This is a genomic window from Vibrio sp. J2-4, assembly GCF_021728155.1.
GTDB classification, from domain to species: domain Bacteria; phylum Pseudomonadota; class Gammaproteobacteria; order Enterobacterales; family Vibrionaceae; genus Vibrio; species Vibrio diabolicus.
In genome coordinates this window covers 26573-52030 of sequence record NZ_JAKKCN010000009.1, presented here as the reverse complement: position 1 = coordinate 52030, position 25458 = coordinate 26573, and the positions used below count along the sequence as shown (strand labels likewise).

At 45.2% G+C, this 25458-nt stretch carries 19 protein-coding genes; 1 reads left to right on the top strand and 18 read right to left on the bottom strand.

Translation table 11 applies throughout. The annotated features are described in order from the left end of the window. Positions 1-11 precede the first annotated feature (11 nt). The gene (rapA, locus tag L3V32_RS22680; protein ID WP_237285309.1) at positions 12-2921 is read right to left on the bottom strand and encodes an RNA polymerase-associated protein RapA; all 2910 of its coding nucleotides are present in this window, start codon (positions 2919-2921) and stop codon (positions 12-14) included. Between the two features lie 560 nt (positions 2922-3481). Between rapA and L3V32_RS22675 the strand changes: the two genes are divergently transcribed. Next, complete coding sequence (locus L3V32_RS22675) at positions 3482-4858, top strand: PhoH family protein (protein WP_237285307.1); 1377 nt, start codon at positions 3482-3484, stop codon at positions 4856-4858. 66 nt (positions 4859-4924) lie between these two features. Here L3V32_RS22675 and tldD read toward each other — a convergent pair whose 3' ends face one another. The 17 genes from tldD to L3V32_RS22590 form a co-directional block, all read right to left on the bottom strand. Continuing rightward, positions 4925-6370 carry a metalloprotease TldD gene (gene tldD, locus L3V32_RS22670; RefSeq protein WP_170892775.1) on the bottom strand — a complete coding sequence of 482 codons (1446 nt, stop codon included), beginning with the start codon at positions 6368-6370 and terminating at the stop codon, positions 4925-4927. A gap of 11 nt (positions 6371-6381) precedes the next feature. Next, positions 6382-7203 carry a carbon-nitrogen hydrolase family protein gene (locus L3V32_RS22665; protein WP_237285305.1) on the bottom strand — a complete coding sequence of 274 codons (822 nt, stop codon included), beginning with the start codon at positions 7201-7203 and terminating at the stop codon, positions 6382-6384. 33 nt (positions 7204-7236) lie between these two features. Beyond that, positions 7237-11118 carry a YhdP family protein gene (locus L3V32_RS22660; RefSeq protein ID WP_237285303.1) on the bottom strand — a complete coding sequence of 1294 codons (3882 nt, stop codon included), beginning with the start codon at positions 11116-11118 and terminating at the stop codon, positions 7237-7239. A gap of 12 nt (positions 11119-11130) precedes the next feature. After that, complete coding sequence (gene rng / locus L3V32_RS22655; RefSeq protein ID WP_005381138.1) at positions 11131-12600, bottom strand: ribonuclease G; 1470 nt, start codon at positions 12598-12600, stop codon at positions 11131-11133. Positions 12601-12618: 18 nt separating this feature from the next. Further along, entirely contained in the window at positions 12619-13188 is a 570-nt protein-coding gene (locus L3V32_RS22650; RefSeq protein WP_048626847.1) for a nucleoside triphosphate pyrophosphatase, read from the bottom strand. A 4-nt stretch (positions 13189-13192) separates the two neighbouring features. After that, positions 13193-13681 carry a rod shape-determining protein MreD gene (gene mreD, locus L3V32_RS22645; RefSeq protein ID WP_012841380.1) on the bottom strand — a complete coding sequence of 163 codons (489 nt, stop codon included), beginning with the start codon at positions 13679-13681 and terminating at the stop codon, positions 13193-13195. Continuing rightward, on the bottom strand, positions 13671-14570 hold the full coding sequence (gene mreC, locus L3V32_RS22640; RefSeq protein ID WP_005396268.1) for a rod shape-determining protein MreC: 900 nt from the start codon (positions 14568-14570) through the stop codon (positions 13671-13673). The genes mreD and mreC overlap by 11 nt, the downstream gene beginning before the upstream one ends. 150 nt (positions 14571-14720) lie before the next feature. Further along, positions 14721-15764: a rod shape-determining protein gene (locus L3V32_RS22635; protein WP_005381144.1), complete on the bottom strand. Its 1044-nt coding sequence runs from the start codon at positions 15762-15764 to the stop codon at positions 14721-14723. Between the two features lie 151 nt (positions 15765-15915). Then, positions 15916-20346 carry a DUF6701 domain-containing protein gene (locus L3V32_RS22630; protein ID WP_237285301.1) on the bottom strand — a complete coding sequence of 1477 codons (4431 nt, stop codon included), beginning with the start codon at positions 20344-20346 and terminating at the stop codon, positions 15916-15918. Positions 20347-20353: 7 nt separating this feature from the next. Continuing rightward, positions 20354-20788: an MSHA biogenesis protein MshP gene (locus tag L3V32_RS22625; protein WP_237285299.1), complete on the bottom strand. Its 435-nt coding sequence runs from the start codon at positions 20786-20788 to the stop codon at positions 20354-20356. Beyond that, positions 20778-21491 carry a PilW family protein gene (locus tag L3V32_RS22620; RefSeq protein ID WP_237285297.1) on the bottom strand — a complete coding sequence of 238 codons (714 nt, stop codon included), beginning with the start codon at positions 21489-21491 and terminating at the stop codon, positions 20778-20780. Before L3V32_RS22620 ends, L3V32_RS22625 begins: the two co-directional genes overlap by 11 nt. Next, entirely contained in the window at positions 21491-22072 is a 582-nt protein-coding gene (locus L3V32_RS22615; RefSeq protein ID WP_237285295.1) for a type II secretion system protein, read from the bottom strand. Before L3V32_RS22615 ends, L3V32_RS22620 begins: the two co-directional genes overlap by 1 nt. Continuing rightward, positions 22069-22557 (bottom strand): type II secretion system protein, encoded by a 489-nt coding sequence (locus L3V32_RS22610; RefSeq protein ID WP_237285293.1) that lies wholly within the window; start codon positions 22555-22557, stop codon positions 22069-22071. Before L3V32_RS22610 ends, L3V32_RS22615 begins: the two co-directional genes overlap by 4 nt. A 115-nt stretch (positions 22558-22672) precedes the next feature. Next, positions 22673-22906: a prepilin-type N-terminal cleavage/methylation domain-containing protein gene (locus L3V32_RS22605; protein ID WP_237285291.1), complete on the bottom strand. Its 234-nt coding sequence runs from the start codon at positions 22904-22906 to the stop codon at positions 22673-22675. A 67-nt stretch (positions 22907-22973) separates the two neighbouring features. Beyond that, positions 22974-23477 (bottom strand): type II secretion system protein, encoded by a 504-nt coding sequence (locus L3V32_RS22600; protein WP_237285289.1) that lies wholly within the window; start codon positions 23475-23477, stop codon positions 22974-22976. 291 nt (positions 23478-23768) lie between these two features. Next, complete coding sequence (locus L3V32_RS22595) at positions 23769-24230, bottom strand: MSHA biogenesis protein MshF (RefSeq protein ID WP_237285287.1); 462 nt, start codon at positions 24228-24230, stop codon at positions 23769-23771. Between the two features lie 3 nt (positions 24231-24233). After that, complete coding sequence (locus tag L3V32_RS22590; protein WP_048626840.1) at positions 24234-25457, bottom strand: type II secretion system F family protein; 1224 nt, start codon at positions 25455-25457, stop codon at positions 24234-24236. Position 25458 lies beyond the last annotated feature (1 nt).

Below are 25458 nucleotides of genomic sequence, written 5' to 3'. Positions count from 1 at the left end.
TAAAAACTTACTTAGTTGTGGCTTACCACAATCAAACGTAGCGAGTCGAGCTGCACTTGAGCTTGGTTGATGTAACCAGTGAGCTCCTTAATTTGTGCATCAATGGCTTCAATTTCTTCGTCACGAATATTTGGGTTTACCGCTTTCAGTGCTTGCAAACGCTCAAGTTCTGCATTCAAGCTATGCTGCATATCTTGATGAGCTTGCTTGCGTACTTCTTCGACCTTTTCTTCAATAAGAATATCACCGGCTTCGATCAAGCGGTGTACGTCTTTCTGTACCGACGTGACCAACTTGCTGCCTAAGTGACGGTTTACAGGGCTGAGCTGGCGGTTAAAGCTTTCAAATTCCACTTGAGCAGACAAGTCATTGCCACGCGAGTCCATCATCAAACGGATTGGCGTTTTCGGTAAGAAGCGCGCGATGCCACTGCGTTTTGGTGCTTGCGCATCTACCGCATAAATCAGCTCAAGAAGAATGGTCCCGACTGGTAGCGCTTTGTTTTTCAAAAGAGATACCGCAGACGTACCCACCCCTTCACTCATCAGAAGATCGATACCACCTTGGATCATTGGGTGCTCCCAACTGATAAAGTGCATGTCTTCACGAGATAAAGCCGTATCACGATCAAACGTGATCGTCGCTCCTTCGTATGGCAGACCTGGGTAGCTTGGTACCATCATGTGCTCAGATGGGGTCACAATCAGTGCGTTTTCACCTTTATCGTCTTGGTTCAAACCAATCGTATCAAAAAGAGAAAGTGCGAAGGTGACCAGATTGGTATCGCCGTCGGTTGATTCAATTTTCTCAACGATTTGTTGTGCTTTTTCCCCGCCATTTGAATGCATTTCTAACAGGCGATCACGGCCTTGATCCAATTGGGATTTCAGCTCTTTATTCATTTTTGCTGACGCTTCAATGATCTCATCCAGCGTGCTGGTGTCACCAGAAGCAAGGATTTCAATCAAGTCATCAGAGTACTTATCGTAAACGGCACGGCCTGTTGGGCAAGTTTCTGCAAAAGCGTTTAAACCTTCATCAAACCAGCGAGCAAGAATGGCTTGCGAGGTACCTTTCAGGTAAGGAATATGAATGTCGATGTCGCGGTTTTGGCCGATACGGTCCAAACGACCGATACGTTGCTCAAGCAAATCTGGGTTGAATGGCAAGTCGAACATGACAAGTTGGTTGGCAAACTGGAAGTTACGACCTTCAGAGCCGATTTCACTACAGATAAGAACCTGTGCACCACCTTCTTCTTGCGCAAAGTAAGCGGCTGCTTTGTCACGCTCAAGGATCGACATACCTTCATGGAAGACGGTCGCACGAATACCTTCACGCTCACGCAGTGCTTGCTCCAATTGCAGAGCCGTACTTGCACGAGAGGCAATCACCAGAATTTTCTCGCTGCGCTTCTCTTTTACCTTTTCAAGTAACCAATTCACGCGCGAGTCAAACTGCCACCAGCTTGCATCATCGCCTTCAAATTCTTGGAAGATCTCTTCTGGGTAAAGGTTCTTCATTGCACGTGCTTCCGAACTCATCTTACCGCCGATCATCCCAGCAACACGCATTGACGTGGTGTATTGCGGTGGAATATCCATTGGCATCAGGTGCACGTTACGCGCTGGGAAGCCTTTGATAGCAGCACGTGTATTACGGAACAGAACACGTCCCGTACCGTGACGATCCATCAAGTTGTCGATCAACTCTTGGCGCGCTGACGCTTTCGCTTCTTCGTCAGTCTCACTCTCGATTATGCGGAAAAGTGGTTCTACGTCTTGTTCAGACAACAATTCAGTAATCTGGTTTTTCGCTTCATCAGGCAGTTTTTCACCAGAGAAGAGTGAAGTAATCGCATCTGCTACAGGCGCGTATTGCTCTTCTTCCTCGATGAACGCTTCGTAATCGTAGAAACGGTCAGGATCCAGCAAACGCAGACGAGCAAAGTGGCTTTCACGACCAAGCTGTTCTGGCGTTGCCGTCAGTAACAACACTCCAGGAGTACGTTCGGCTAAACCTTCTACCACTTGGTATTCACGGCTCGGTTTATCTTGGCTCCACTCAAGGTGATGCGCTTCATCGACAACTAATAGGTCCCATTCGCCTTCCAGTGCTTGTTCAAAACGCTTGCGGCTCTTGCGTAGGAAGTCTAAAGAACACAGCACGTATTGCTGGGTATCAAATGGGTTTTCTGCATCCGCGAATGCTTCGATACAACGCTCTTCGTCAAAGATAGAGAAATGCAGGTTGAAACGACGCATCATCTCAACCAGCCATTGATGTTGCAGTGTTTCAGGTACCACAATCAAAATGCGTTCTGCACGGCCAGACAGCACTTGCTGGTGGATGATCATGCCCGCTTCGATGGTTTTACCCAAACCCACTTCATCCGCCAGTAATACGCGTGGCGCGTGGCGACGGCCAACTTCGTGCGCGATGTAAAGCTGATGAGGGATCAAACCTGCACGCATACCACATAGGCCACGCATTGGGCTCTTATGCTGCTCAAACTGGTTGGTTAGCGCACGGTAACGCAGAACAAAGTTGTCCATGCGATCGATTTGACCGGCGTACAACTTATCTTGAGGTTTATTAAAACGAATTTGGTTGCTCAGAAAAATCTCACGCAGAACAACGGCGGTTTCTTGCGTGTCTTCACGAGTACCGAAATAGGTGTATAGACCTTCATCTTCCAGTACTTCTTCAACTTTTAGAGACCAACCTTCTTGGCAGTCGATGACATCACCAACGTTAAAGGTGACTCGGGTAACAGGTGCATCGTTACGTGCGTAAACTCGGTTTTCCTCTGACGCTGCAAACATCAATGTCACAGTACGAGCATCCATTGCTACAACGGTACCTAAACCTAAATCGCTTTCCGTATCGCTAATCCAGCGCTGCCCCAAAGCAAATGTCATGAATTGACTACCTCGTTATTAGTTCTTGATTCGTGTTTCTTGTTGGTCTACTCATGCCCGTAGGCATGGATAATAGTTTAGATCTGATTCTGGCTTCTGCTATGCCGATAGCATTCGTCATTCCAGTATGAACTGAGTATTTTTAAGCCAGCTCAACATGATAAATCGGACGTAGCCTATACGCAGAAAAAGGTCGCTAATCTTACTTGAAGCTGTGATTTAGGTCACGCCGAAACCGCATCAAGCGGAAACTTTTTTTCCCAAACTATAAATGCAATCAAATTGTAAAATACTCATGCCAATTATTAAGTTGTAGAACGTAAATATTACGTATACTTCTAGTGAGGGGCGTTTAAAACCATTGCATATGATTTAAGCGCGTTAGTACACGATTAGGATCAACACGGGTTTGCAGTAAGTTGTCTTGCTACTCGGTTGCACACTAACCGACATCAGCCCGACAACCTCTATTGCAAGCAATCAGAGTTAGGCCGCTTCACACCTATTTGAGAACGACCTAACCACTCGCATGCAGAGCCGTATTACGGCAAGGAGACGCTATGGGCGATACCGATCGGAAACTGTTTGTACTTGATACCAACATTCTTCTTCATGAACCCTTTGCCATCTTCTCTTTCCAAGAACACGATGTCGTTATCCCCATGACCGTGTTGGAAGAACTCGACCGAATCAAAGACAGCAAACGCGATGTCGCAAGAGACGCTCGCGTGGCTATTCGCGCTTTGGAAGATTTGTTTAAAGAAGCAACGCCCGATGAAATTTCTGAAGGTATTCCTGTTTCTAAAGACAGCCCCGACCAAGGCACCATTTCCATTTTGGCGGATTTCGAACTGCAGGAAACCGTCAAAGCCTTCGCCGACAAAGCCGGTGACAACCGCATACTCAATGCGGTGCTTTATCTGCAAAACAAACGAGCACCACGTGAAGTGGTACTGATCACGAAAGACATTAACATGCGTCTGCGCGCCAAAGGCGCTGGCGTACGTTTTGTTGAAGACTACCGAACCGATCAACTGATTGACGACATTCAATACCTCACCAAAGGCTTTCAACTGCGTGAGGGGGACTTCTGGAGTGATATTGAGGAAGTGGAAAGTTATGCGCTGGGCGGAAAAACCTATCACAAGCTCAATCGTGAACCTTTTGAACCAACCTTTATTAACCAATATGTGATTGATGAAGACAGCGACTTTGCTGGCCGCGTGGAAACCATCAATGAAGACAAATTAACGCTACTCGACCTGAGCCGTGAACGCATGATGCACCGTAAGGCTTGGGACATCACACCAAAAAACATCTACCAAGGAATGGCGTTGGATGCCTTACTTGACCCGGATATTGACCTAGTGATTTTAACCGGTGCCGCTGGTAGTGGTAAAACGCTATTAGCCATGGCAGCAGCACTGGAGCAAACCATTGAAAAAGGCATGTTCGATAAAATTATCGTGACGCGTAACACGCCAGACATCGGTGAATCCATCGGCTTCTTACCCGGCTCAGAAGAGGAGAAAATGATGCCGTGGTTAGCGGCGGTGACCGATACCTTGGAAGCGCTACATAAACACGATCACTGCACTGAAGGCTCATTGAAGTACATCTGCGATAAAGCCAACATTCAATTTAAATCGATCAACTTTATGCGTGGCCGTTCGATCCAAAATGCGTTTGTACTGCTTGATGAGTGTCAAAACCTCACCGCATCACAAATCAAAACCATCATCACCCGCTGTGGTGAAGGAACAAAAATCGTCTGCTCCGGTAACTTGGCGCAGATTGACTCTCATTACCTCACCCCAGTGACATCAGGGTTGACGTACATGGTTGAGCGCTTCAAGAACTTTGAAGGCAGCGCAAATATTCACCTCAACGGCGTGGTTCGTAGCCGCTTGGCGGAATTTGCTGAAGAAAATCTATAATCGACACCGACTCACAAAGCAAAAGAGCGCTCTAATGAGCGCTCTTTTTATAACGATTCGAATGAGTTACTCAGTGCCACCCACCGTCAGTGAGTCCAATTTCAAGGTCGGCTGACCAACACCAACTGGCACACTTTGACCTGCTTTACCACATACGCCAACGCCCTTGTCGATACTTAGGTCGTTGCCGACCATAGAGACTTGCTGCATGGCTTCGATACCTGAGCCAATCAACGTCGCACCTTTAACAGGGCGCGTAATTTTACCGTTTTCAATCAAGTACGCTTCCGATGCGGAGAATACAAACTTACCCGAAGTAATGTCCACCTGACCGCCACCAAAGTTTGGCGCATACAACCCTTTCTCTACCGTCGAGATGATTTCTTCTGGCGTATGTTCACCTGGAAGCATGTAGGTGTTGGTCATACGCGGCATCGGCAAGTGTGCATACGACTCACGACGACCATTACCTGTTGGGTTCACACCCATTAACCGCGCGTTTAGCTTGTCTTGCATGTAACCTTTCAGCACACCATTTTCGATAAGCGTGTTGTACTGGCCATTCACCCCTTCATCATCCACATTGAGTGAACCACGAAGGTCTTTTAATGTACCGTCATCAACAATGGTACACAGTGAAGACGTCACTTGTTGACCCATTTTGCCAGAGAAAACCGAAGATTCCTTACGATTAAAGTCACCTTCTAGGCCATGACCTACCGCCTCATGTAGCAATACGCCTGGCCAACCTGAGCCCAATACCACTGGCATCATGCCTGCTGGTGCGGCTTCTGCTTCAAGGTTTACCAGCGCCATGCGAATCGCTTCGTCTGCATAATGGAAAGCTTGTTTCACACCATTGCTTTCCGTTAAAAAGAAATCGTAACCAAAACGGCCACCGCCACCAGCGCTACCTCGTTCACGTCGTTCACCTTTTTGAGCGAGCACGCTAATAGACAAACGCACCAAAGGACGAATATCGCCTGCATAAGTACCGTCTGTTGCCGCAACAAGCATCTGCTCATGCACACCGCTGATGCTGATCGAGACTTCTTTAATCAATGGCTCTTTAGTGCGGATGTAAGCATCTAGAGATTTGAGCAACTCTGTTTTTTGCTGCTTTTCCCACCCAGCTAATGGATTCACAGCCGCGTAGTACGCTTGGTTTTCGGTGCGTTTAAACGCTTGGACTTTGCCATTTTGCCCTTGTTGAGCAATACCGCGCGCCGCCATTGCACTCTGCTTCAGACCTTCAGGCTGAATTTGATCAGAGTAGGCAAAGCCGGTTTTTTCACCAGTTACCGCACGAACACCAACACCACAATCAATGTTAAAAGAGCCATCTTTGATGATGCTGTCTTCTAGAACCAGAGACTCGTGCCAGCTGGACTGAAAGTAAATGTCCGCATAATCGATCTGGCGCGTCGCAATGCTGGCAAGCGTGTCAGCAATGTCTTGTTCTGTCAGACCATTTGGGGCAAGGAGTGCCTGTTCTATTTGGTTTGTGCTCATAGTTAGCTCTTTTATTTCCGTCTCAATTCATTTTGAAAGCGACTGTGTTGAGTCAGCGGCATATTCTGCCTTACTTGTTGGCTCTGTGACAAATCTATCTCTGTCACTAACAAGCCTACTTCATCCTGAAGCTGTTTATGAATACGTCCCCAAGGGTCAACGACCATTGAGTGTCCCCATGTTTTTCGTCCACATGGATGCGTTCCAGTTTGTCCGCTCGCCAAAATCCAACATTGTGTCTCAATCGCTCTAGCTCGCAATAATACTTCCCAGTGAACTTGCCCCGTCACAGCGGTAAACGCAGCAGGCACCACAATGATATCCGCGCCTTCTTGGCGTAATACTTTATAAAGCTCAGGAAAACGAAGATCGTAACAGATGCTCAATCCAACGCTGCCGATATCGGTTTCCGCCACTACAATTTGATTACCCGCCATAAACGTATCCGACTCACGATAACTACCATAACCATCGGCTACGTCGACATCAAACATATGCAGTTTGTCATAGTGAGCAATGCATTTACCGTGCGGCGGCAATACAAGCGTTGTGGTCGTGACACCTTTTGCGGTTTGAATGGGCATGCTTCCGACAATCAGTGTTAACTGGTTCTTTCTTGCGATTTCAGAGAGCCGCTGTTGAATCATGCCACTCCCAAGTGGCTCTGCATGTTGATGGTACGCTTCGCGGTTGGCAAACAGCACCGTATTTTCAGGGGTAAGGACAAGCTTGGCACCTTGCTTACTCGCCAAAGCACACTGTTTTTCAATAAAGTCCAGATTCGCAGTGATATCTGGACCCGATGTCATTTGAATAATGCCAACACGTTCCATGTGTTTCCTCCCTATTCCATTTTAGTCGGTGAGTTATTTCGCCTGTTCACGCAGCTTTTCTGGCAGTTTGTATTCACCTTTACTTCGAGAAATTTCTTTTACCGTTGGTGAGTCTAGTGGGCCTTTCACTTCATAATTGACTTGAGTGAAGACCTCAACCACCGGAGAAATCACTGTTGAGATGGCTAAAACATACAACGCGGTTTGTGGCGCTACTGCAAACGCGGTCAGCATTGGTAGGCCTGATGTGATGTCTGGGGTGAACTTCACTTCCGCATCGACCATTCTGCTGTTCATATTGGCGATGCCGCGGATCTGCATTTCTCCTGCTAAGGCATCCATCACGATATCGTTGGTGATAAACACGCCATCTTGGATTTTGCCCGTGCCCGTGATCGAGTTAAACGCCATGCCTTTATCGAATACGTCGGTAAAATCGAGCTGCATCTTACGGATGATAGAATCCAAGCTGAACAAACCTAACAAGCGTGCCGCACCACTGACTTCACTGATCACGCCTTTACCAAATTCCGTTGAGACATTCCCTTGCAAGGTTTGTGTCTTCATCGACCAAGGCGCGCCGTCCCACTCCATATTGGCATTGATCTCAAATGGTGCCTGCTGAATACCCGATGTGATACCAAAGCGCTCCATAAGATCAGTGTTGTTATCACCTTTCATTTTCATGGTTAAGTTGGAATGGCTACTCTCTTTTGTCAGATCCCACCAACCGCTCATATCAATGCGGTTTTTGCCGCTGCTAAAGGTGATATTTTTCCACTCCAAACGGTTCTCGCGACGCTGCAAATCAACATTCACCTTCCCCACTTTGTAACCTTGCAACCAAAAATCATCGATGTTCAAAGTTAAGTTTGGCATCTCAGCGTGAAACTGGCGGTCAAAATTGGTAATCAAAGGCGCGTTTTGATCCTCACTGGCAAAGAGCGAGCTACGCTCTTTGGTCATCTCTTCAAACCCTGGAATATACAGGTGCAAGTGCTCCAAAGAGACCGATAAGTCATACGGTTTCAGATAGTTAGCCTTACCTTTAACCTCTTGACTGTCCACATCGAGTTGCCAGCTCAAATTCTTTTTGCTTGCGGAGAAGTCCACATCATGAAACTCAATCCCACCAAGCTGCAAGTTTGGCGTTTCAACATCAATCCGTGTCGGCAATGGAATACTCGGCGTCTTCATGCTTGCCAGAACAGATGAGGATTGCTTACCTTCCGAGCCCTGAACCAGCTCTGCCCACTGGTCTAAATTAAGCTCAGCGACACGCACTGATGCATCGTGTCCGACAATAGGGCTGATCCTGAAACCACCTTTGCCGACCATTAAATGAGTCGCCGTCAGAACAGGTACGTCGCCAGTTATATCTATCTCGGTTTGATACTTAGCATTTGGTATCTGTAGTCTTGCTGAAATACTTTCTTGGTTGCCGGATGCCTGTAGTTTTGCTTGCCCGGACTCGCCAACTTGTTTCGCTAGCGGATAGGGATATTGACTCGCTAAACGATTTAGCTGCGCCAACACATCAAGTTGATAGGTGAAGCCTACATCATTAAGTTGTAAGTCAATGTCCATTTGCCACGGCGCATGCCCAGAAACAAGCTTTAACCAACGCTCACCAACATAAGGTTTGAGAGGCTCAACGTCCCAATCCCCTAATGTATTAATCGTCACATTGTAGCCCTGTTCCGCACTCTCACCATGAAAATCGAGGGAGATAGGCTGGGTAAGCAACTCTGCAGACAAACCCGATGTGGTGACCACATCATTATCGAAGTGGATACGCCCTGTGGCTTTCTCCAGCGTCATTGGCGGCGCTTCAATATCGACACGGTTTTCTGTTAAATCGGCATAACCCCAAGCACGGGACTCTTTTTCAAAATCAAACGGAATGTTGAGCTGGAACTCAGAGTAAACCGGACCACTCACTTGCAGCGCCGTCAACGCTGCCCCGACCGAGTCCACCAATGGCGTCGCCATCATGTAGTCACGAACTTCATTACCCGGCGCGCTCGCTTTGGCTTCAATCTCAATGTGTCCACCCTCCGCCAACTCAGGGATTCGCCCAGTAATACGCTTGGCATGAACACCATTTAGCGTGGCGGACTTTGAATCTAAATACATGGCATCATTTTCAAACAGCAAGTCCAGCTGCAGATCAGTGATGGTTGGCCACGCCGTATCAAAGCTAAATTTCGCGTCTTTTAAACCGACCCACGCCTGAAACATGCCATTATGATCTTTGTAAGGAAAATCCCCTAACTCGCCATACCACAGCAGCTTAGCCGTATTCACTTTACCGCCTTGAATCGCAGTCGATAGGTAATCCGTTAAGTCTTGTCCAAGTGCCAGAGTCGGCAGGTAACGCCATGTTTCACCTGCGTTATAGAGATCTGCTTCAGCATAAAACGATAAAAATGGGCTTTGTTCTTTTGGAAAATCAAGACGGAATGCTCCTAGTACTTGAAGATCCGGTGTCGCTGCCGTCACTTTATCAGACCACAAGCGCCAGCCACTCTCATCTTGTTGCCAGATAATATCGACTTCACCTTGTTTGATATTCAGCGGAGCTTGAAATACATCACCGTACGGAAATACATCATCAATGACGGTTACTTTCGCTTTTGCCTGATCTAAATCACCAGATACACTGCCCTGCACATGATGGAATCCTGGTAGCAGTTCCCATTGCGTCATCGCAAGTTCATCCAGTTCCGCGGAGTAGCGTAACGTGTCTAAACCACCGTTCATGGACAAGCGAACATCTTCAACTCGGCCTTTCGGTGCCAATTTGTTGATAAGGTCACTGGTCGATTCTGACTCTGGAGCCAATTTGATGAGCGGAATAAGTGCTTCGATATCGAGTTGAGAAAGGTTGAGCGTCCAACCATTCGGTTGCCAATCAAACGCTGCGTCTAATTCCGGCCAAGGGGTGTTGTCGGTTCGGATCCGAAGTGAGTGACCATTTACTTTCCAACCTTGTTTATCTGGTCGAAGATTGAAAATACCTGACTCGATAAACAGCTCATGACGACCGTTTTCATTCCACACCAGCTCAGAAGGCAACAGTTCAACATACGCATCATTCGGTTGGCTGTGTTTCAGCGTCAGCCAAGTGTTTAAGCTGACCTTACCCGACTCAGCACCCGACTCTTCTTGCATGTAAGTGGTTAACCAAGGCGTCACTGAGACATCTTGGGCACTTACGTAAAACTCACCAGACACATCACGTAGCGAACCATGATCTTTAAAGTTAGCGCTCACTAACAATGAATTCAGACGAACATCGGCAATGTTCACGGTGCCTTCGGCTAAGTGATGCTTGCCTTGGTTGCTCCAACGGAGCTGCTCGATATCTAAACGGCGAGTCTCACCAGATACCGATTTATACCAAATCCGTGAGTCGGTAATGGTGAAGTCTTCAAACTGACGTAAAAGAAGTGAGTCGAGTTGGTCGATGAGCTTCACTTCGCTCTTATCCACACTCGACTCCTGCTCTTGACGACTAGAGGTCGGCAGAATGTCTACGGTGTGAATATCCAGAGCGAGGTTATGGATGGTGAGGTCTGCGACCACCGGTTTGAGTTGCAAAAGAGATTGAATGAGATCGAATTCAATTTGGATTTCTTCAACGGCAAAGCGTGCATCCTGAATATTCGGCAGGTTCGCTTCTAAACCGAGTAGCGCGATCGAGGGATGGTTATTGCGCCACGTCCCTGCGACGTTGGCGATAGAAAAGTCAAAACCTGTGTCTTGCTTGACCCAGGTTTTGATCTCATCTTGGAAGTGGTTAAGTTGTGGCAATGTGACGCGCAGTGTGGTTACTAATATGGCTAATAACACCAGTACAGTAACTAAACTCCACGCACAAAAACGCCCAAAACGGTTAACACCAGAATTCACAAATGTTCCAAATTACATCATTACGACGTCAAACTGTTCCTGAATGTACAGGGGCTCAGCCTGAACTCGCACTTGCTTGCCAATAAATACTTCGAGCTCAGCCAATGCATGAGACTCATCACCCAACAGCGCTTCAGCAACAAACGGCGATGCGTACACAACAAAATTATCGGCGTCGTAAGCACGGTTTACACGAGTAATCTCGCGTAATATCTCAAAGCACACGGTTTCAACCGTTTTCACGCTACCACGGCCTTCACAAGTAGGACAGCCAGAACACAAGATATGTTCAATACTTTCTCGTGTGCGCTTACGCGTCATCTCGACTAAGCCGAGCTGAGTAAAGCCGTTGATGTTAGTTTTTACTCGGTCTTTAGCCAGTGCGGTTTCCAATGAGGTAAGCACTCGCTGACGGTGCTCTTCAGACGCCATATCGATAAAGTCGATAATGATGATGCCGCCGAGATTGCGCAAACGCAGCTGACGAGCAATAGCCTGAGTTGCCTCAATGTTGGTATTAAAGATAGTCTCTTCGAGATTACGACGACCAACAAATGCACCAGTGTTGATGTCGATAGTTGTCATAGCTTCAGTTTGATCAATGATCAAATAGCCACCCGACTTTAGCTCAACCTTGCGCTCTAAAGAACGCTGAATTTCATTCTCGGTGTCGTACATGTCAAAGATTGGCTTGTCACCTTCGTAAAGCTCAAGCTTGTCTGTTAACTCAGGTACATACTCAGAAGTGAATTCTTTCAGGTTTTCATATTCGAGGCGGGAGTCGACCATGATTTTATCGAGCTCTGTGCCGACAAAATCACGCAGAATACGCTGGGCCAAACCAAGTTCACCGTAAAGCGTTGAACGCGTTTTGTATTTTGAACGACGCTCCATGACTTTTAGCCACAAGCGCTTAAGAAATGCCGCGTCTTGAGAAAGCTCTTTTTCATCTGCGCCTTCCGCTGCGGTACGAATGATAAAACCACCGTGCTCATCACAGTAATGGTTCACCACTTTTTTCAGACGCTCGCGCTCTTTCTCACTCTCAATACGCTGCGAGACACCAACATGGCTGGCACCCGGCATAAAGACAAGATAACGTGAAGGCAATGTGATATCCGTCGTTAAACGCGCGCCTTTCGTGCCGAGCGGATCTTTGACCACTTGTACAACAATGTCTTGTCCCTGACGTACCAGCTCAGAGATATCACGGACTTGAAACTGCTGTTTTTCGTTCTCTGCCACACATTCGGTATGCGGGACAATATCTGACGCATGTAAAAACGCCGCTTTATCTAAACCGATATCGACGAAAGCCGCTTGCATACCTGGCAGTACTCGGCTGACTTTGCCTTTGTATATATTGCCCACAATGCCGCGACGCGATTCGCGCTCGATATGTATTTCTTGTAGTACTCCACCTTCAATCATGGCCACACGAGTTTCACTCGGGGTCACGTTAAGCAGCAATTCTGCACTCATGTGCACACCTCAAAACAATTATAAAAATTCTTGAATTAGCTGATCGGTTTCGAACAAAGGTAAGCCTACTACAGCGTGATAACTGCCTTCGATTCGGGTGACAAATCGCCCTCCGAGTCCTTGAATACCATAACTTCCAGCTTTATCGCATGGCTCTCCTGACTGCCAATATTGTTCGATTTCTTCGTGAGTCAGTTGTTTGAACCACACGTCAGTGGTGACGACCACTGAATGTTGTTGTTCCGATGATACGACGCTCACCGCAGTCATCACTTGATGACGACGACCGGATAAGTCAGTAAGCATACGCTTTGAATCTTCAAAACTTTTTGGTTTTTCTAGCACACGGTCATCGCATACTACGACCGTGTCAGAGCCCAATACAACGGAATCAGGCTTAGCTAATGCTAAGCCTGCCTGAGCTTTTTCCAAAGAAAGACGCAGCACGTACTCTCGTGCCTGCTCATGAGCCTGTTTAGCTTCCTCAATATCAGGCAATACGATCTCAAAGTCATAACCTAGTTGAGCAAGCAGCTCTTTTCTTCTCGGAGAACCCGAAGCGAGAACGAGAGATAGGCTTTTCTTCACCGCTTTACCTTACGTGCCATGCACGACGAACTCGTCGCATTAATAAAAACATCCATGGCCAAAGTATACAGTTTATTGCTGCCGTCCACAGAGATAATGGATTAAATACTACGTCCTGGTTCAAATATTCCCCACAGAATATCAAAACTTCCAATAACGCAGTAAAAAAGGCAATTAAAATCGACTGTTGCCACAATGCCATGTTACGAATCAATAGGAAATTCAACGCCACCAGATAGATGACAATCGACATCATCATGCCGCGAATTCCAAGCGTTGAGCCGATCAAGATATCCCATAATAAGCCCAGCACTAGCGCGGTTCCAACGTTCACTCGGTGCGGCAGTGCCAACACCCAATAACACGTGACAAGGAACAACCATGATGGACGTAAAACATCCAACACACCTGGCCACGGAATGGTTTGTAATACCAGCGCAACGAAGAAACTGACACCAATCACCATTCGGCTGCTCACTACATTATTGGCCATCAGTTACCTCTTGTTCTTCTTGCTCTAACCCTTCATCCACATTGGATCGCAGCACTTTGTGTTGACGATCTTCATTCGGCCAAATCAGCAGTAGGTAACGTAAACGATCAAACTCTACAACTGGCTCAGCCTTGATTGACGCAAATTCTTGGCGCGTATCGTGATCCACATTGGTAACCGTCGCGACTGGGTACCCTTCTGGGTAAATCCCACCTAGGCCGGATGTCACCAATAGATCGCCAACCTGAATATCAGTACTGGTTGGAATGTGCTCCAGTTGGATTTCATCCATTTCACCATTGCCCGACGCGATCACTCGAATATCGTTACGGATCACCTGGACAGGAATCGCATTTTTCGCATCCGTTAGCAACAGAACACGTGCGTTGTGCGCTGCGACAAACGTGACCTGACCAACAATGCCTTTTTCGTTGATCACTGGCTGTCCGACGTACACTCCGTCTATTTGTCCTTTATCAATCACCACTTGATGACGATAAGGTGAAGTATCAACCGCCATCACTTCAGTTACGACTTTCTTTTCATCCCGGACAAATGAAGAGCCTAACAATTTGCGTAGACGTTGGTTTTCTTCTTTATACTGATCGAGCAAGATCAGCTCGCTTTTCAGGCGTAGCACTTCTCGCTTTAAGTTGCGATTGCCTTCAACTAATGCCTGACGAGTATTAAAACGTTCAAATACGCCATCGAACATGCTGCGAGGCAAATTGGCTGCGTATTGAATGGGCGCAACCATACTGTTCAATAAGTATCGGACGTTGGAAAACGTATCTAGACGACTATCAGCCAGCATTAAGCTCGCCGACACGATGACAGCAAAAAACAGACGTAATTGCAGAGACGGACCTCTGCCAAAAATCGGTTTCATCTTGTTTTTGACCTGATTGCTTCCATGATTATTGAGCCTTACTTGGCAACCTAAAAATACTTAAATAAATACTTTTAGGTATGGAGCATGTTTGAATTACAGAGAGAGCAGAAATGAAGGTGAAGCCCGACATGAGCTTCACCTAAACCTTTATTCTTCAGAGAACAGATCGCCACCGTGCATGTCGATCATTTCTAGTGCTTTACCGCCACCACGCGCAACACACGTTAGTGGGTCTTCCGCGATAACCACAGGGATACCGGTTTCTTCCATTAATAGACGATCGAGATCTTTCAGTAGCGCGCCACCACCAGTCAGAACCATGCCGTTTTCAGAAATGTCTGAAGCAAGCTCTGGTGGACACTGCTCTAGTGCAACCATGACCGCTGAGACGATGCCAGATAGCGGCTCTTGAAGCGCTTCTAGGATCTCGTTTGAGTTCAGGCTGAAGCTGCGTGGCACACCCTCTGCAAGGTTGCGACCGCGAACTTCAATCTCTTGAACTTCATCGCCAGGGTAAGCAGAACCGATTTCATGTTTGATCTTTTCAGCCGTGGCTTCACCAATCAAGCTGCCGTAGTTACGACGTACGTAGTTAATTACCGCTTCATCAAAGCGGTCACCACCGATACGTACAGACGATGAGTAAACCACACCGTTTAGAGAGATAACGGCAACTTCAGTTGTACCACCACCGATATCGACCACCATTGAACCTGTCGGCTCAGACACGCGCAGACCAGCACCAATTGCTGCCGCCATTGGCTCGTCGATTAGGTAAACTTCACGAGCACCAGCACCGAGTGCTGATTCACGAATTGCGCGGCGCTCAACTTGGGTAGAACCGCAAGGAACACAAACAAGAACACGTGGGCTTGGCTTTAGGATGCTGTTGTCATGCACTTGTTTGATAAAGTGCTGAAGCATTTTTTCGGTTACGTAGAAATCAGCGATTACGCCGTCTTTCATTGGGCGGATAGCGGAAATGTTGCCAGGTGTACGACCAAGCATCTGTTTTGCTGCGTGACCGACTGCAGCAACGCTTTTTGCAGAACCTACACGATCTTGACGAATAGCAACTACAGAAGGTTCATCAAGGACAATTCCTTGCCCTTTTACGTAAATTAGAGTGTTGGCTGTACCTAAATCGATAGATAGATCGTTAGAAAACATGCCACGAAGTTTCTTAAACATACTCTTCGCTCATCCTGCAAAAATATAGAAGACAAAAATTGCTCTAAATGTACCAATGCCTCGCTGTCACAGCAAGGTATTGGTACACAAACATGAGCAGAAAGCCTCAATTTCTTGCAGTTTCCTAACTTAAGGCCAAAAACCTAAGTTGTTACTGTCCGGTTAACCCAGGCTCACCACGGTAAATCACACGATCGTTACCACGGTGAATACCAAAGGTGACGACGGAGGATGGGTTTTCTTCACCAGGGCTCTTATTATCCCAGTTGTACTTGAGCCAAGGGATATTGCTACCATCCGAGTCTAGCCCTAACCATAGTTCAGCTTGTTGACGGATCGCAGATTGACATGTAGCCAAGTTTTGTTTGACCTTAATTTTTCGTGTTGTTCCCTCTGAAACCGTCGCATTCCCCTCCAAAATAACCGAGCAATCAGTACCATCATTAGGCCAAACTGGTGTTTGTTTTTTAATAAAATTCATTACAGAGGTATTGTTATCTTCTTCATTTACTGTAAAACGCTCACCATTCCAAAATTCAACAGAGAGGGGAACTGTCAATTCCTGGCCTTGGTAGCCCCCGACATCAGATAACAGCATTCGTCCAAACCTAACAGGAGGTTGGCTAGGAAGTACAGCAGATACATTGTAGCTCTCGGAAGAACTATTTTTAAATCTAACAGGGTCTTTACCCGATATTTCAAGACTAAACTCTGTAGTTTTTGAGAGTCGATCATTTGTATTGAAAGGCCCATTTTCATCGAGAGGCTTAGTCACATATGCAAAAGCGTCCTGCAAATACCACTGTGAAGTCTCCGATACATCAGGGTTCTCTCGCCAATCACCTAACGATGTATCGAGAATTAAACTGCTTGATACTTTTCCATCCCCCAGAACGGCAAGCTTAGCTTGATAACTGCCATCAATTAAGTGGTAGTTTTTCAATGGCGCACTACTACCCATACCGTATGGGAGTATCGACACTTCTGCCAAATCGAATTTCTGTCCCATATACGAAATGTTTCCTTGATTTTTTGGCGCATCCCATTTCGTTGAATTGATCACAAAGCTATCAGGGTAAAAGCGCCCTATCTTACGAGAACCTTTGACCCCTTTATCTCCATCAACTTCTATTGAAGAATAAAAAGCCCCAGTTTCCAAGGCAGACAAATTTATGCTTCCAACCTCTGAATAGGCTAAATCGGAAAAAACATAGCTATAGGCAATTTTTTTATCATCAGACACATTGCGTACCAATGTGCCAGTCAAGTTGCCTAAAATACCACCAACTGGAGAATCGAGCGTATACGATAACTCAGCAGACGCCTCAGATAAAAAGTAATTGTGGGTTAACTGTTCTTGCTCGCTACACTCTGGGCTATTGTATTTTAGCGGTGCGACTCGAACAGAAAAGAGCTGACCAGCGGCAACAAAAGCATTACCACTCTTACTGTTACCATTTGCGGAAACATACTCACCTTCAGTGCTCTGAGGGCAAACAGAAAACTTCCATGGACGCGATTTAACAGAAAACTTCCCACTTAAGAGACCGCCGTCGATTTGACATTCTTTTGTATCGGAGTCTTTTAGCTCATCAAAACTATCACAATCAAACTCTGAATCCTTTAGGGTTACCGTTGCTTCCCCTGAATCCGTAAACGTAACTGAAGATTTTGCTAGGCCGTCCTTAAAATCTAGACCAGACAGCGAGATAGCACCGGATTGATTCGCTGATGGCATTGTAATTAGAGAAGATACATCATCACCCTTTAATGAATGATTATATTTGAGCACAATCGGAGAAGACGAATCTGACGATGGCGGACACGCAAGTACTCGAACATCTATATCAACAGGTTTGTTTGCAATCATTGGAATAGCAGAGTTATCCCATTTATCTTGATTGCTAGACTTGATATCAAATTTATAAGGGACAAAACTAAAGCTAACCTCTTTAGATTTGTTCATGTCTTGCACCATTGTTGCATTTAATTTGTAACGTTGTTTCGCCAATAGTGCATCGGTTTCATCCGCTAAAACTGTTAACTTAAGCTCCCCTTCGTTATTACTAAAGAACCTACACGTATCATTATTACTAGCGATCGAGCATAAGCTACCGCTTCCCTTCAATACTTGTACTTTAAAAGCCACTCCATCGGAGTTAGGGATGGAAATATCAATGCTAGTGCTTACGGGAACTGATGAGTTCCTCGTAATTATGTCAAATACGGGAGCATCATCACCGCACATCAATGCGAGTTGAGAAGTTGGACTCAAGTCGAACTCATATTGGTTTGTAGGTGCTAGGCATGATGAAGACCTAATAATTTGAGCACTTGAGTTTAGCTCTACACTAACAGCAGTCAAGGCACCATAAAACTCTGTCCCACTTAGTTGAACGGACTCATTGCCATTAATATCTTGCGCCTCGCTATACAACAGACCGATAAACTTTGATGAGCCATTAAAATCAACTCTCGCATTTGGATTTGAGAAAGGAATATCATAGACATTAACACGCAGGTAACCTTCATACTGGCTGTTATTTTCAATATTTTTGATATCCATACCCAAGAAGCCACCAACGTTCATTTCTTTTACATTGAGAACGACCTCCTGCCCTTCAGGTACGAGTAACTTTCCAGAGTTATTAATTTCGAGACGGTCAATCCAATAGGTGCCACTCATCAAAGTTAACTCACTACCTATACTCAATATACCTTCTACTTGGCGCCCTTTTCTCCAAGTCTGAGGCGTGCCAATCCAAGTGCTACCACTACTGTTTGAACTAGGAAAGCTCTCCAATGTGTCTCGCGGTACTTTCAGATCTGAATTACCCCAACAACGAGTCCCATCACAACCTGCATTTATGCGCTGTTCATAATCTGGAGCAGGGCCAGTAAGGTCTCCGGATACTTTACTATCATCAAAGCCAACGATGCGGATGATGTCACCATTCTCATCCATTGTTCGCGCACCTTTGATTTGTGCAGACCCCGAAATATATAGTCGCCCTTCTCCAAGACCTGAGTTAGGATTATCGGCGTCATACCATGTTTGTACTGGAGAGCGGAACGGTTCACAAACATCCAAAGCAGCTGGTTTTTCAAACATAAACCAACCAACATCTTCGCTTAAGTGACCTCGCTCTTTGTCTTTGTGCATATCCTCTTCAACAATAAAGGCTACTGAATTACTGGTAACATCACAGCGACGTAACCATCCTCCATTGTTACCATTTCTTGAGTTTTTGTTCGCGACAAGAACGGGCGGAGCCTCAAAGCCAGCGCTAGCTGGGAACGGAGTATAAACTTTGCAGCCCTCAACTACTGGGTCAATAACGGGATCTTTCTGAGCTAGCGTGTATTTGGTTTTACCTTGCCCTAACCAAAAACGTTGCCCATTTATATAACCAAAGCCTTCACCAGCAACAAACGCCACGGTTTCATTATCGTTAAGAATATTGAATGTTTCATGTCCTTGGCTATTCTTCTTATAAACTTCTGATTTTTCCAAAGCGAGTTTAAAGGACGTTGTATTCGCATCCCTAGCCATACCAGTAAACCAGTTGTTAGTACCATCATTATTTTTGGTTTGTGGCTGAACTAACACGCCTGGCCTCCCATCAAACCCTGTCAAACCATAGTCGTAAAAATCAATGGTGATGCCATTATTCTGCTCATTGATGCCTTTTTTATTATTTTTATATTGAGATGCAGCAACGTTGGTCTTGATAGTACCCGCTACAATTTTTGCACCATTATTAAGCTCTAAAACACCAGGTTCGATAACAAAGTAGTCAACCTTCGCTAACTCCTTTTGTACCTCAGAACTATTCTTACCTAAAAAGGTGACATTTCTATCTGCTTTTTGATGCGGCGGGAATTCTTGCACAATAGTTGCAGAATTGTGTGTCGTGTTAACGACTGAGACACTCGATGGATACTCTGTTTTACGAGGATTCTTGCTCGATAAGGCTTTGTCGATGGTCGGCATGACAAACACGAGTGGTTTAGAATGACTTGCGTCATACGTGTTTTCAAAGTTGATAGTACATGTGTACTTACCACCTACCATGCTACAGGTGCTATTATCGACCGTACCAAACTCAAAATCAGGTGAACGGTTAATTGGCCCTCCTGGATTACCAGGGTCCACAGAGTTAGAACACTGAATGTTGTCAACATCATCTCCAACATCAATAACCCAATGCTGACCACTCTCCAAATTCACGGTTTGGACTTCTATTAGCTTATAATTCGCCGCACCTTCAAATTTGCGGTAATACTTCAATGTATTTGAGCCAGCCTGATGAGTAATCTTTATGTTGTAATCAACATCATCAATTAGCTCTTGCTCATTGAACAAGTAGTCATAGTTATTGGTATTACTTCTTTTATGCTCTGTATACCAAAGTACATACCCGTGGTTTCCTTGCTTTAAGTTAACCGCCTGATATTCATCATCTCCCTCGACATCAAAGCTTACTGTAAAGTTATTTTGACCTTTAACTGAGCACTGTGAAGCATACACAAAACTCGGCAGCATGAGCATGAGTGCTAATAAAGCATTTATCGTTTTCATTATTATTTTACTCCCTAACCCAAATCTCTTGTTGTCGCTGTACTTGTGCAACCCCGGAACCACAAACTGCTGTGGCTTGCACTCTAAACAGAGATTCAGCTTCAGAGGTACCTGCATTAAAGGTACCAATGTTTGAACATGTCATAGCACTTAATTGGCAACCTGTGCCTTGTGTAACATTTGGTGTTGCGCCACTTACCGTATTGGCACAAAAATCGGCCACATCAGGGTTAGTGTCGTTTAAAGGATATAGCTGAGTCAGTGCCCACTCATTTGCAGACTGAGCAAAAAACCAAGCTTTTGTTCCCAAAAACTCTCTTGTTAATCCGCTTTGATTCGACCATGTCACTTTCATTAAAGAGGAAGCCAAATATCCCATTACAATAATGACGAATAACACGATGATTAGTACATTTCCGCTGGAGTTTCTTCTATGGGACATTGAGCACCTGCACATCTTGTTGATACACACTACGTTCACCATCCTGCTCAAACTCTAGATTTATATGAACTAAACCACCTCGTTGCAGAGTAGGCTCTAGATAACGCATACCACTTACGGACGTGTCGACACTATCTGCAACCGTAATATCATTCCGCCTAACTTCTTTATTATCAAAACAGTAGCGAGCCTCTGACTTCTCTTTATAAATATAAAGACGGCTCGAAACAGAGTTGCCCGCAATCGTATTTGCCGCCCCACTAACGACAAAAACGTTACCGTTTTTTGATAAACCACCAATGGCTATATTTTGCGAAGAAGTTGATTGTAAATCTTCATATCGGCTCGGATTTATCACCATCCTGCGATTCACAGGAATAGGATTAAGCGTTGAGTCATTACCTAGCAAAAACTCTAAGTCATTATTCTTAAACGTGTAAAAACCAGAATATTCAATCGGCACAAACTCTAGACAATTAGTTGTTCCTTTTGGAACATGAAAACTATTAGGTACAGCATGGCGGATTTCACGCGTCATCTTTTCTAAAACAAACTGAGCCTGTGTTTGTATTCGTTGGCGATCGATAGTATCAGCGTAACCTTTCATTCCTAACTGGACATACCCAGCTATCCCCAACATGATGAAGCTGCCGACCACAATCGTAACTATCATTTCCATTAAGGTGAAACCACGATCTTTCATCAGTAGTTCCCCTTAATAGCTGTTAAAGTAAGGGGCTGCGTGTTCCCCGCAAAAATCCTTAATGTTACTTTTTTGTATTCGGTTATTTCATCGGGAGCTTTATCCGTCAGATCATCATAGGCAACGCTAACTTCTAATCTAAAGTTTTTGTACTGCTCAGTACTGTCCGCACCAAGTACATCACTAATATTCCCTCTAGGGATACCATCACACTGAGAAGCAGTTGTAGATGTGCTCCAACACCCGATATAGTCATCGACATCGTTGAAATCACTAGGCGTTGTTTCCAAGGAACCGTCTAGTTTTTTATCCGCACCTAATTTATTTACGTCAGTGCAGCTCACTCCATTCTCACCACATCGAATGGTGCCGCCATCAAAATCACTGTTTTCATCAAAGCCTCGCGCCAATATCTGAGACATAAAACCTTGGCCTAAGGCGGCAGCGCGAGTTTGATAATGAGGAATGGCTGAATCTCGAATTTGAGGGACAAGAAAAGAAGTAAACGCCACCATCGCAATACCCATTAAAACAATTGCGATGATCATTTCTATTAAAGTCATGCCACTAGATTTCTTCATGAGCATGTACCTTTTGAAACATAACCTTGAGTATTAATTTCAACTTGGCAGCGGCTTCGACCATGTTTATCTTCAATCAGGATTGAAACTCCACCACTCGCAGAATTTATAGGATTACCCAACAAATTAAACTCGATTGGATTAGTTACGGCATTGGTCAGTGAAAACTTTGCGGATTTATCAATAACTACGTCACTACGAGCATCTTGTGCACTGCCTGTTAGTGCACAGGCAGCAACCGAGCCAACACATGAGCTAGAAACTTGTAAACGAAAATTGTTGTCAGGACTTGCAACATTCGACTGCATACGATTCACTTGTACTTGGCGAATCACAGAAATCACGCGTTCTTGTAATGCATATGCAGAAAAGCTGCCTGAGCCCACAAAACGGCTGGCTGCAAAAAGTGAAAGGATAGAGAGGAGCACAATCACGAGGATTAACTCCATTAACGTGAACCCTAATGCAGAGCTGCGAATTTTCATAACCCAACCTTAGGCTTAGAACAAGCAAGATAAGTATACGATGAAATTATGAGATTAATGATAGGTTTATAATTTTTCGATTCGAAGTGTGAACAGACGAACAAATAACCAATATCTAGTTATTTTGCCCTTTTGAACGACCAATCTCTTCTTCAATTCGATCGTAAGTTTCTTTGTTGCTTAGCGTCTCAGAAACGTGCTCTGCGGTCTGCTTAGTTTGCTCCCACTTTGCTTCGTAAGTTTCTGGTTCAAAGCTGATAAATCTTGGTAATACCACATAACCGACTACACCTAAGATAACCAGCACAACCACAAGCTCAATTGCACTAAGACCCGATGATTTACGCATATGAACTATTCCGAGATTAATCAAAATAAAGAGATAAAGGCCAGACTAGCTGGCCTTTAAAAAATCATTAACAATCATCATTTACGATTTTTGTTTTTGCTGCGGTTGCATTTGTAGTACCTGTAGCCTCAGTATACTTAACAAAGCAGCCTTTAGTTTCAGTCCAAGATGTTGGAATAGTGTCGAAACTTTTCAGAGTGTAGTACTTTGTGCCCGCAACAGCGCTACCGCTCAAATCAAATGCTTTCCAGTCTTCAGTTAAACCTGTAACTGCAGTGTTTAAACCTTCAACAGTAGGATAGCCGAAGTTAATCTTGATACCTTCAACATTTGGTTCCACTTTCGGATCGGCAGAGGCATCAGCTTCGATAGTTTCTTTGCTTTCAATCGCCGCTTTTCCGTAGGTAATGCCAACGGCACCATCAATAGCACCTTTAAGCCCCTGTAAAGAAGCCTCTCTCGCATCATTTTGCAAGTTAAGGAAACGTGGTGCTGCAGTTACCGCTAGAATACCTAGGATTACAATTACCACTACCAATTCGATAAGGGTGAAACCACCTTGTCTTTTCATTGTTTACTCTCTCTATGTAAGCATGCAGTACAACTGCAAAGTTTCGTTTAGGTCACGCGACCATTTTGGATATTGTCAAAACGGTTTGGGGCAGCAACGTTCACTAAAACTGACCGTGAAGTGGATACTGTATCTACCGCTTGAGCAGAATGACGATTCGCCATTATTCAGTTCATGCTGCAATGAGAAAAACACATTATTGTTTACCCTCTATTACAGCGTCTTACTTATGGTAATGATTGCATTATACCGACTTTCAATACCAATTATAGTGATTAGGTGTCAAAAAATTCACTCCGCCGACATTTCGACGTCTATTTTCAGTTGATTAGCTGTTGAAATAACTACAATCGACTGACCATTTTCATAAGTATAGTGACAGACATAACGATCAGTTTTGATGGATCCACTGATATCTATTAGCTTATTGGTCATTATTTTACGTTGTGGATAATGCACTGCTAGCCAATAACCACAATCTAAAACACCTTGTTGAGTAAAGGGAGATACTAGCCCGCCCTCAGTCATCGTGAGATTAAAACCATCCATCAGCATATGTTCTGGCTCGCCTTTTACGAGCCAAGCTTGACGATAACGCTGAACACTATCTTGCATCCAAACTCTCGCCAACTTCGCTCCAGTCACCTGCGCCTGCTCGGTAACAGGACGTAATTTGGCAGCCAAGCCAACAGCAATGATGGTAGCAATTACCCCAAAAACGATTAGCGTCGCTCGACTTTGATTTTCAACCACCTATTAGCCGCCTTTGATGATGTCTAGCATTCCCCACATTGGCAAGAAGATACCCAGTGCTAGCACCATGACCATGCCGGCGACAATCACCAAAAGTAGCGGTTCTATTCTTGCGGTTAGTGTTTTTAGATCGTAATCAACTTCTCTATCGTAAAAATCCGACACTTCTAGCAGCAGCTCATCAATACGACCGGTTTCTTCCCCTACTGCAATCATCTGAATCACCAAAGGGGTAAAGATTTTACTGTTGATGGCAGTCACTGAGATGGTGCTACCCGCTTCAATCGCGGATTTCATCTCAAGAATTCGATTTTCTAAAAAGCGGTTCCCCAGAGCTTCCCCGGCTAAAGCTAAAGACTGGTTAAGTGGAACGCCTGACTTAAGCATCAACGAGAAGGTTCTGGCAAAACGGGAAAGCTGCGCGCGATTAACGATATCGCCCACAATTGGAAGCCGAAGCCGAAACTTATCGAACTTTTCCCGACCATCAGCCGTCGCCACCCAGGCTCTGAAAACCGCAAACGCGCCAATCATTGCCACAATCAACAACACCCAATAATTAACAAAGAAATTAGAAGTAGCGATCAAAATACGCGTCGGCAGTGGTAACTCAACACCAAAGCGCGTAAACATCGATGCAAACTCAGGGATCACCAAGATATTCAATATAAACATGGCGATAGTGATAAAGATAATGACAAACGTCGGATAACGCATCGCCGCTTTGATGCGTTTACGAGTCTCGAGTTCCTGCTCGTAGTAATTCGCCAGTTGCAATAGTGCTTGATCGAGTCGACCCGTATTCTCACCTACGTTGATCATAGAAACGAACAGTGGGCTGAATACTTTGCTGTGTTGCTGCATCGCAGAAGACAAACCTCGGCCATTACTCAGTTCAGAAACGACATCTTCCAGTGCCTCTTTGAGCTGTTTGTTTTCACAATTTTGCAGCAGGCCACGCATAGAACGCAGCAACGGTACGCCCGCTTTAGTTAAGCTAAACAACTGGCGAGAGAAAAGAATGATCACTTCCAATGGAATGGCTGGCACAAATAGCTTAGACAAGCTCATTTGGCTTTTTGCCGACTCTTTCTCTAACCGCACATTGAGCGGGATGATCCCTTTGTTCATCAACGCTTCCGCTGCAGCTTCTGAGTTCACTGCCTCGATTTTGCCGTTAGTGGATGAGCCGTCTAGAGTACGACCTTGATAACGAAAAGTTGGCATT

Coding starts and splice junctions, on each gene's coding strand:
- rapA (WP_237285309.1), bottom strand. CDS start 2,921: ATGACATTTGCTTTGGGGCAGCGCTGGATTAGCGATACGGAAAGCGAT.
- L3V32_RS22675 (WP_237285307.1), top strand. CDS start 3,482: ATGGGCGATACCGATCGGAAACTGTTTGTACTTGATACCAACATTCTT.
- tldD (WP_170892775.1), bottom strand. CDS start 6,370: ATGAGCACAAACCAAATAGAACAGGCACTCCTTGCCCCAAATGGTCTG.
- L3V32_RS22665 (WP_237285305.1), bottom strand. CDS start 7,203: ATGGAACGTGTTGGCATTATTCAAATGACATCGGGTCCAGATATCACT.
- rng (WP_005381138.1), bottom strand. CDS start 12,600: ATGAGTGCAGAATTGCTGCTTAACGTGACCCCGAGTGAAACTCGTGTG.
- mreD (WP_012841380.1), bottom strand. CDS start 13,681: ATGGCCAATAATGTAGTGAGCAGCCGAATGGTGATTGGTGTCAGTTTC.
- mreC (WP_005396268.1), bottom strand. CDS start 14,570: ATGAAACCGATTTTTGGCAGAGGTCCGTCTCTGCAATTACGTCTGTTT.
- L3V32_RS22635 (WP_005381144.1), bottom strand. CDS start 15,764: ATGTTTAAGAAACTTCGTGGCATGTTTTCTAACGATCTATCTATCGAT.
- L3V32_RS22630 (WP_237285301.1), bottom strand. CDS start 20,346: ATGAAAACGATAAATGCTTTATTAGCACTCATGCTCATGCTGCCGAGT.
- L3V32_RS22625 (WP_237285299.1), bottom strand. CDS start 20,788: ATGTCCCATAGAAGAAACTCCAGCGGAAATGTACTAATCATCGTGTTA.
- L3V32_RS22620 (WP_237285297.1), bottom strand. CDS start 21,491: ATGAAAGATCGTGGTTTCACCTTAATGGAAATGATAGTTACGATTGTG.
- L3V32_RS22615 (WP_237285295.1), bottom strand. CDS start 22,072: ATGAAGAAATCTAGTGGCATGACTTTAATAGAAATGATCATCGCAATT.
- L3V32_RS22610 (WP_237285293.1), bottom strand. CDS start 22,557: ATGAAAATTCGCAGCTCTGCATTAGGGTTCACGTTAATGGAGTTAATC.
- L3V32_RS22605 (WP_237285291.1), bottom strand. CDS start 22,906: ATGCGTAAATCATCGGGTCTTAGTGCAATTGAGCTTGTGGTTGTGCTG.
- L3V32_RS22600 (WP_237285289.1), bottom strand. CDS start 23,477: ATGAAAAGACAAGGTGGTTTCACCCTTATCGAATTGGTAGTGGTAATT.
- L3V32_RS22590 (WP_048626840.1), bottom strand. CDS start 25,457: ATGCCAACTTTTCGTTATCAAGGTCGTACTCTAGACGGCTCATCCACT.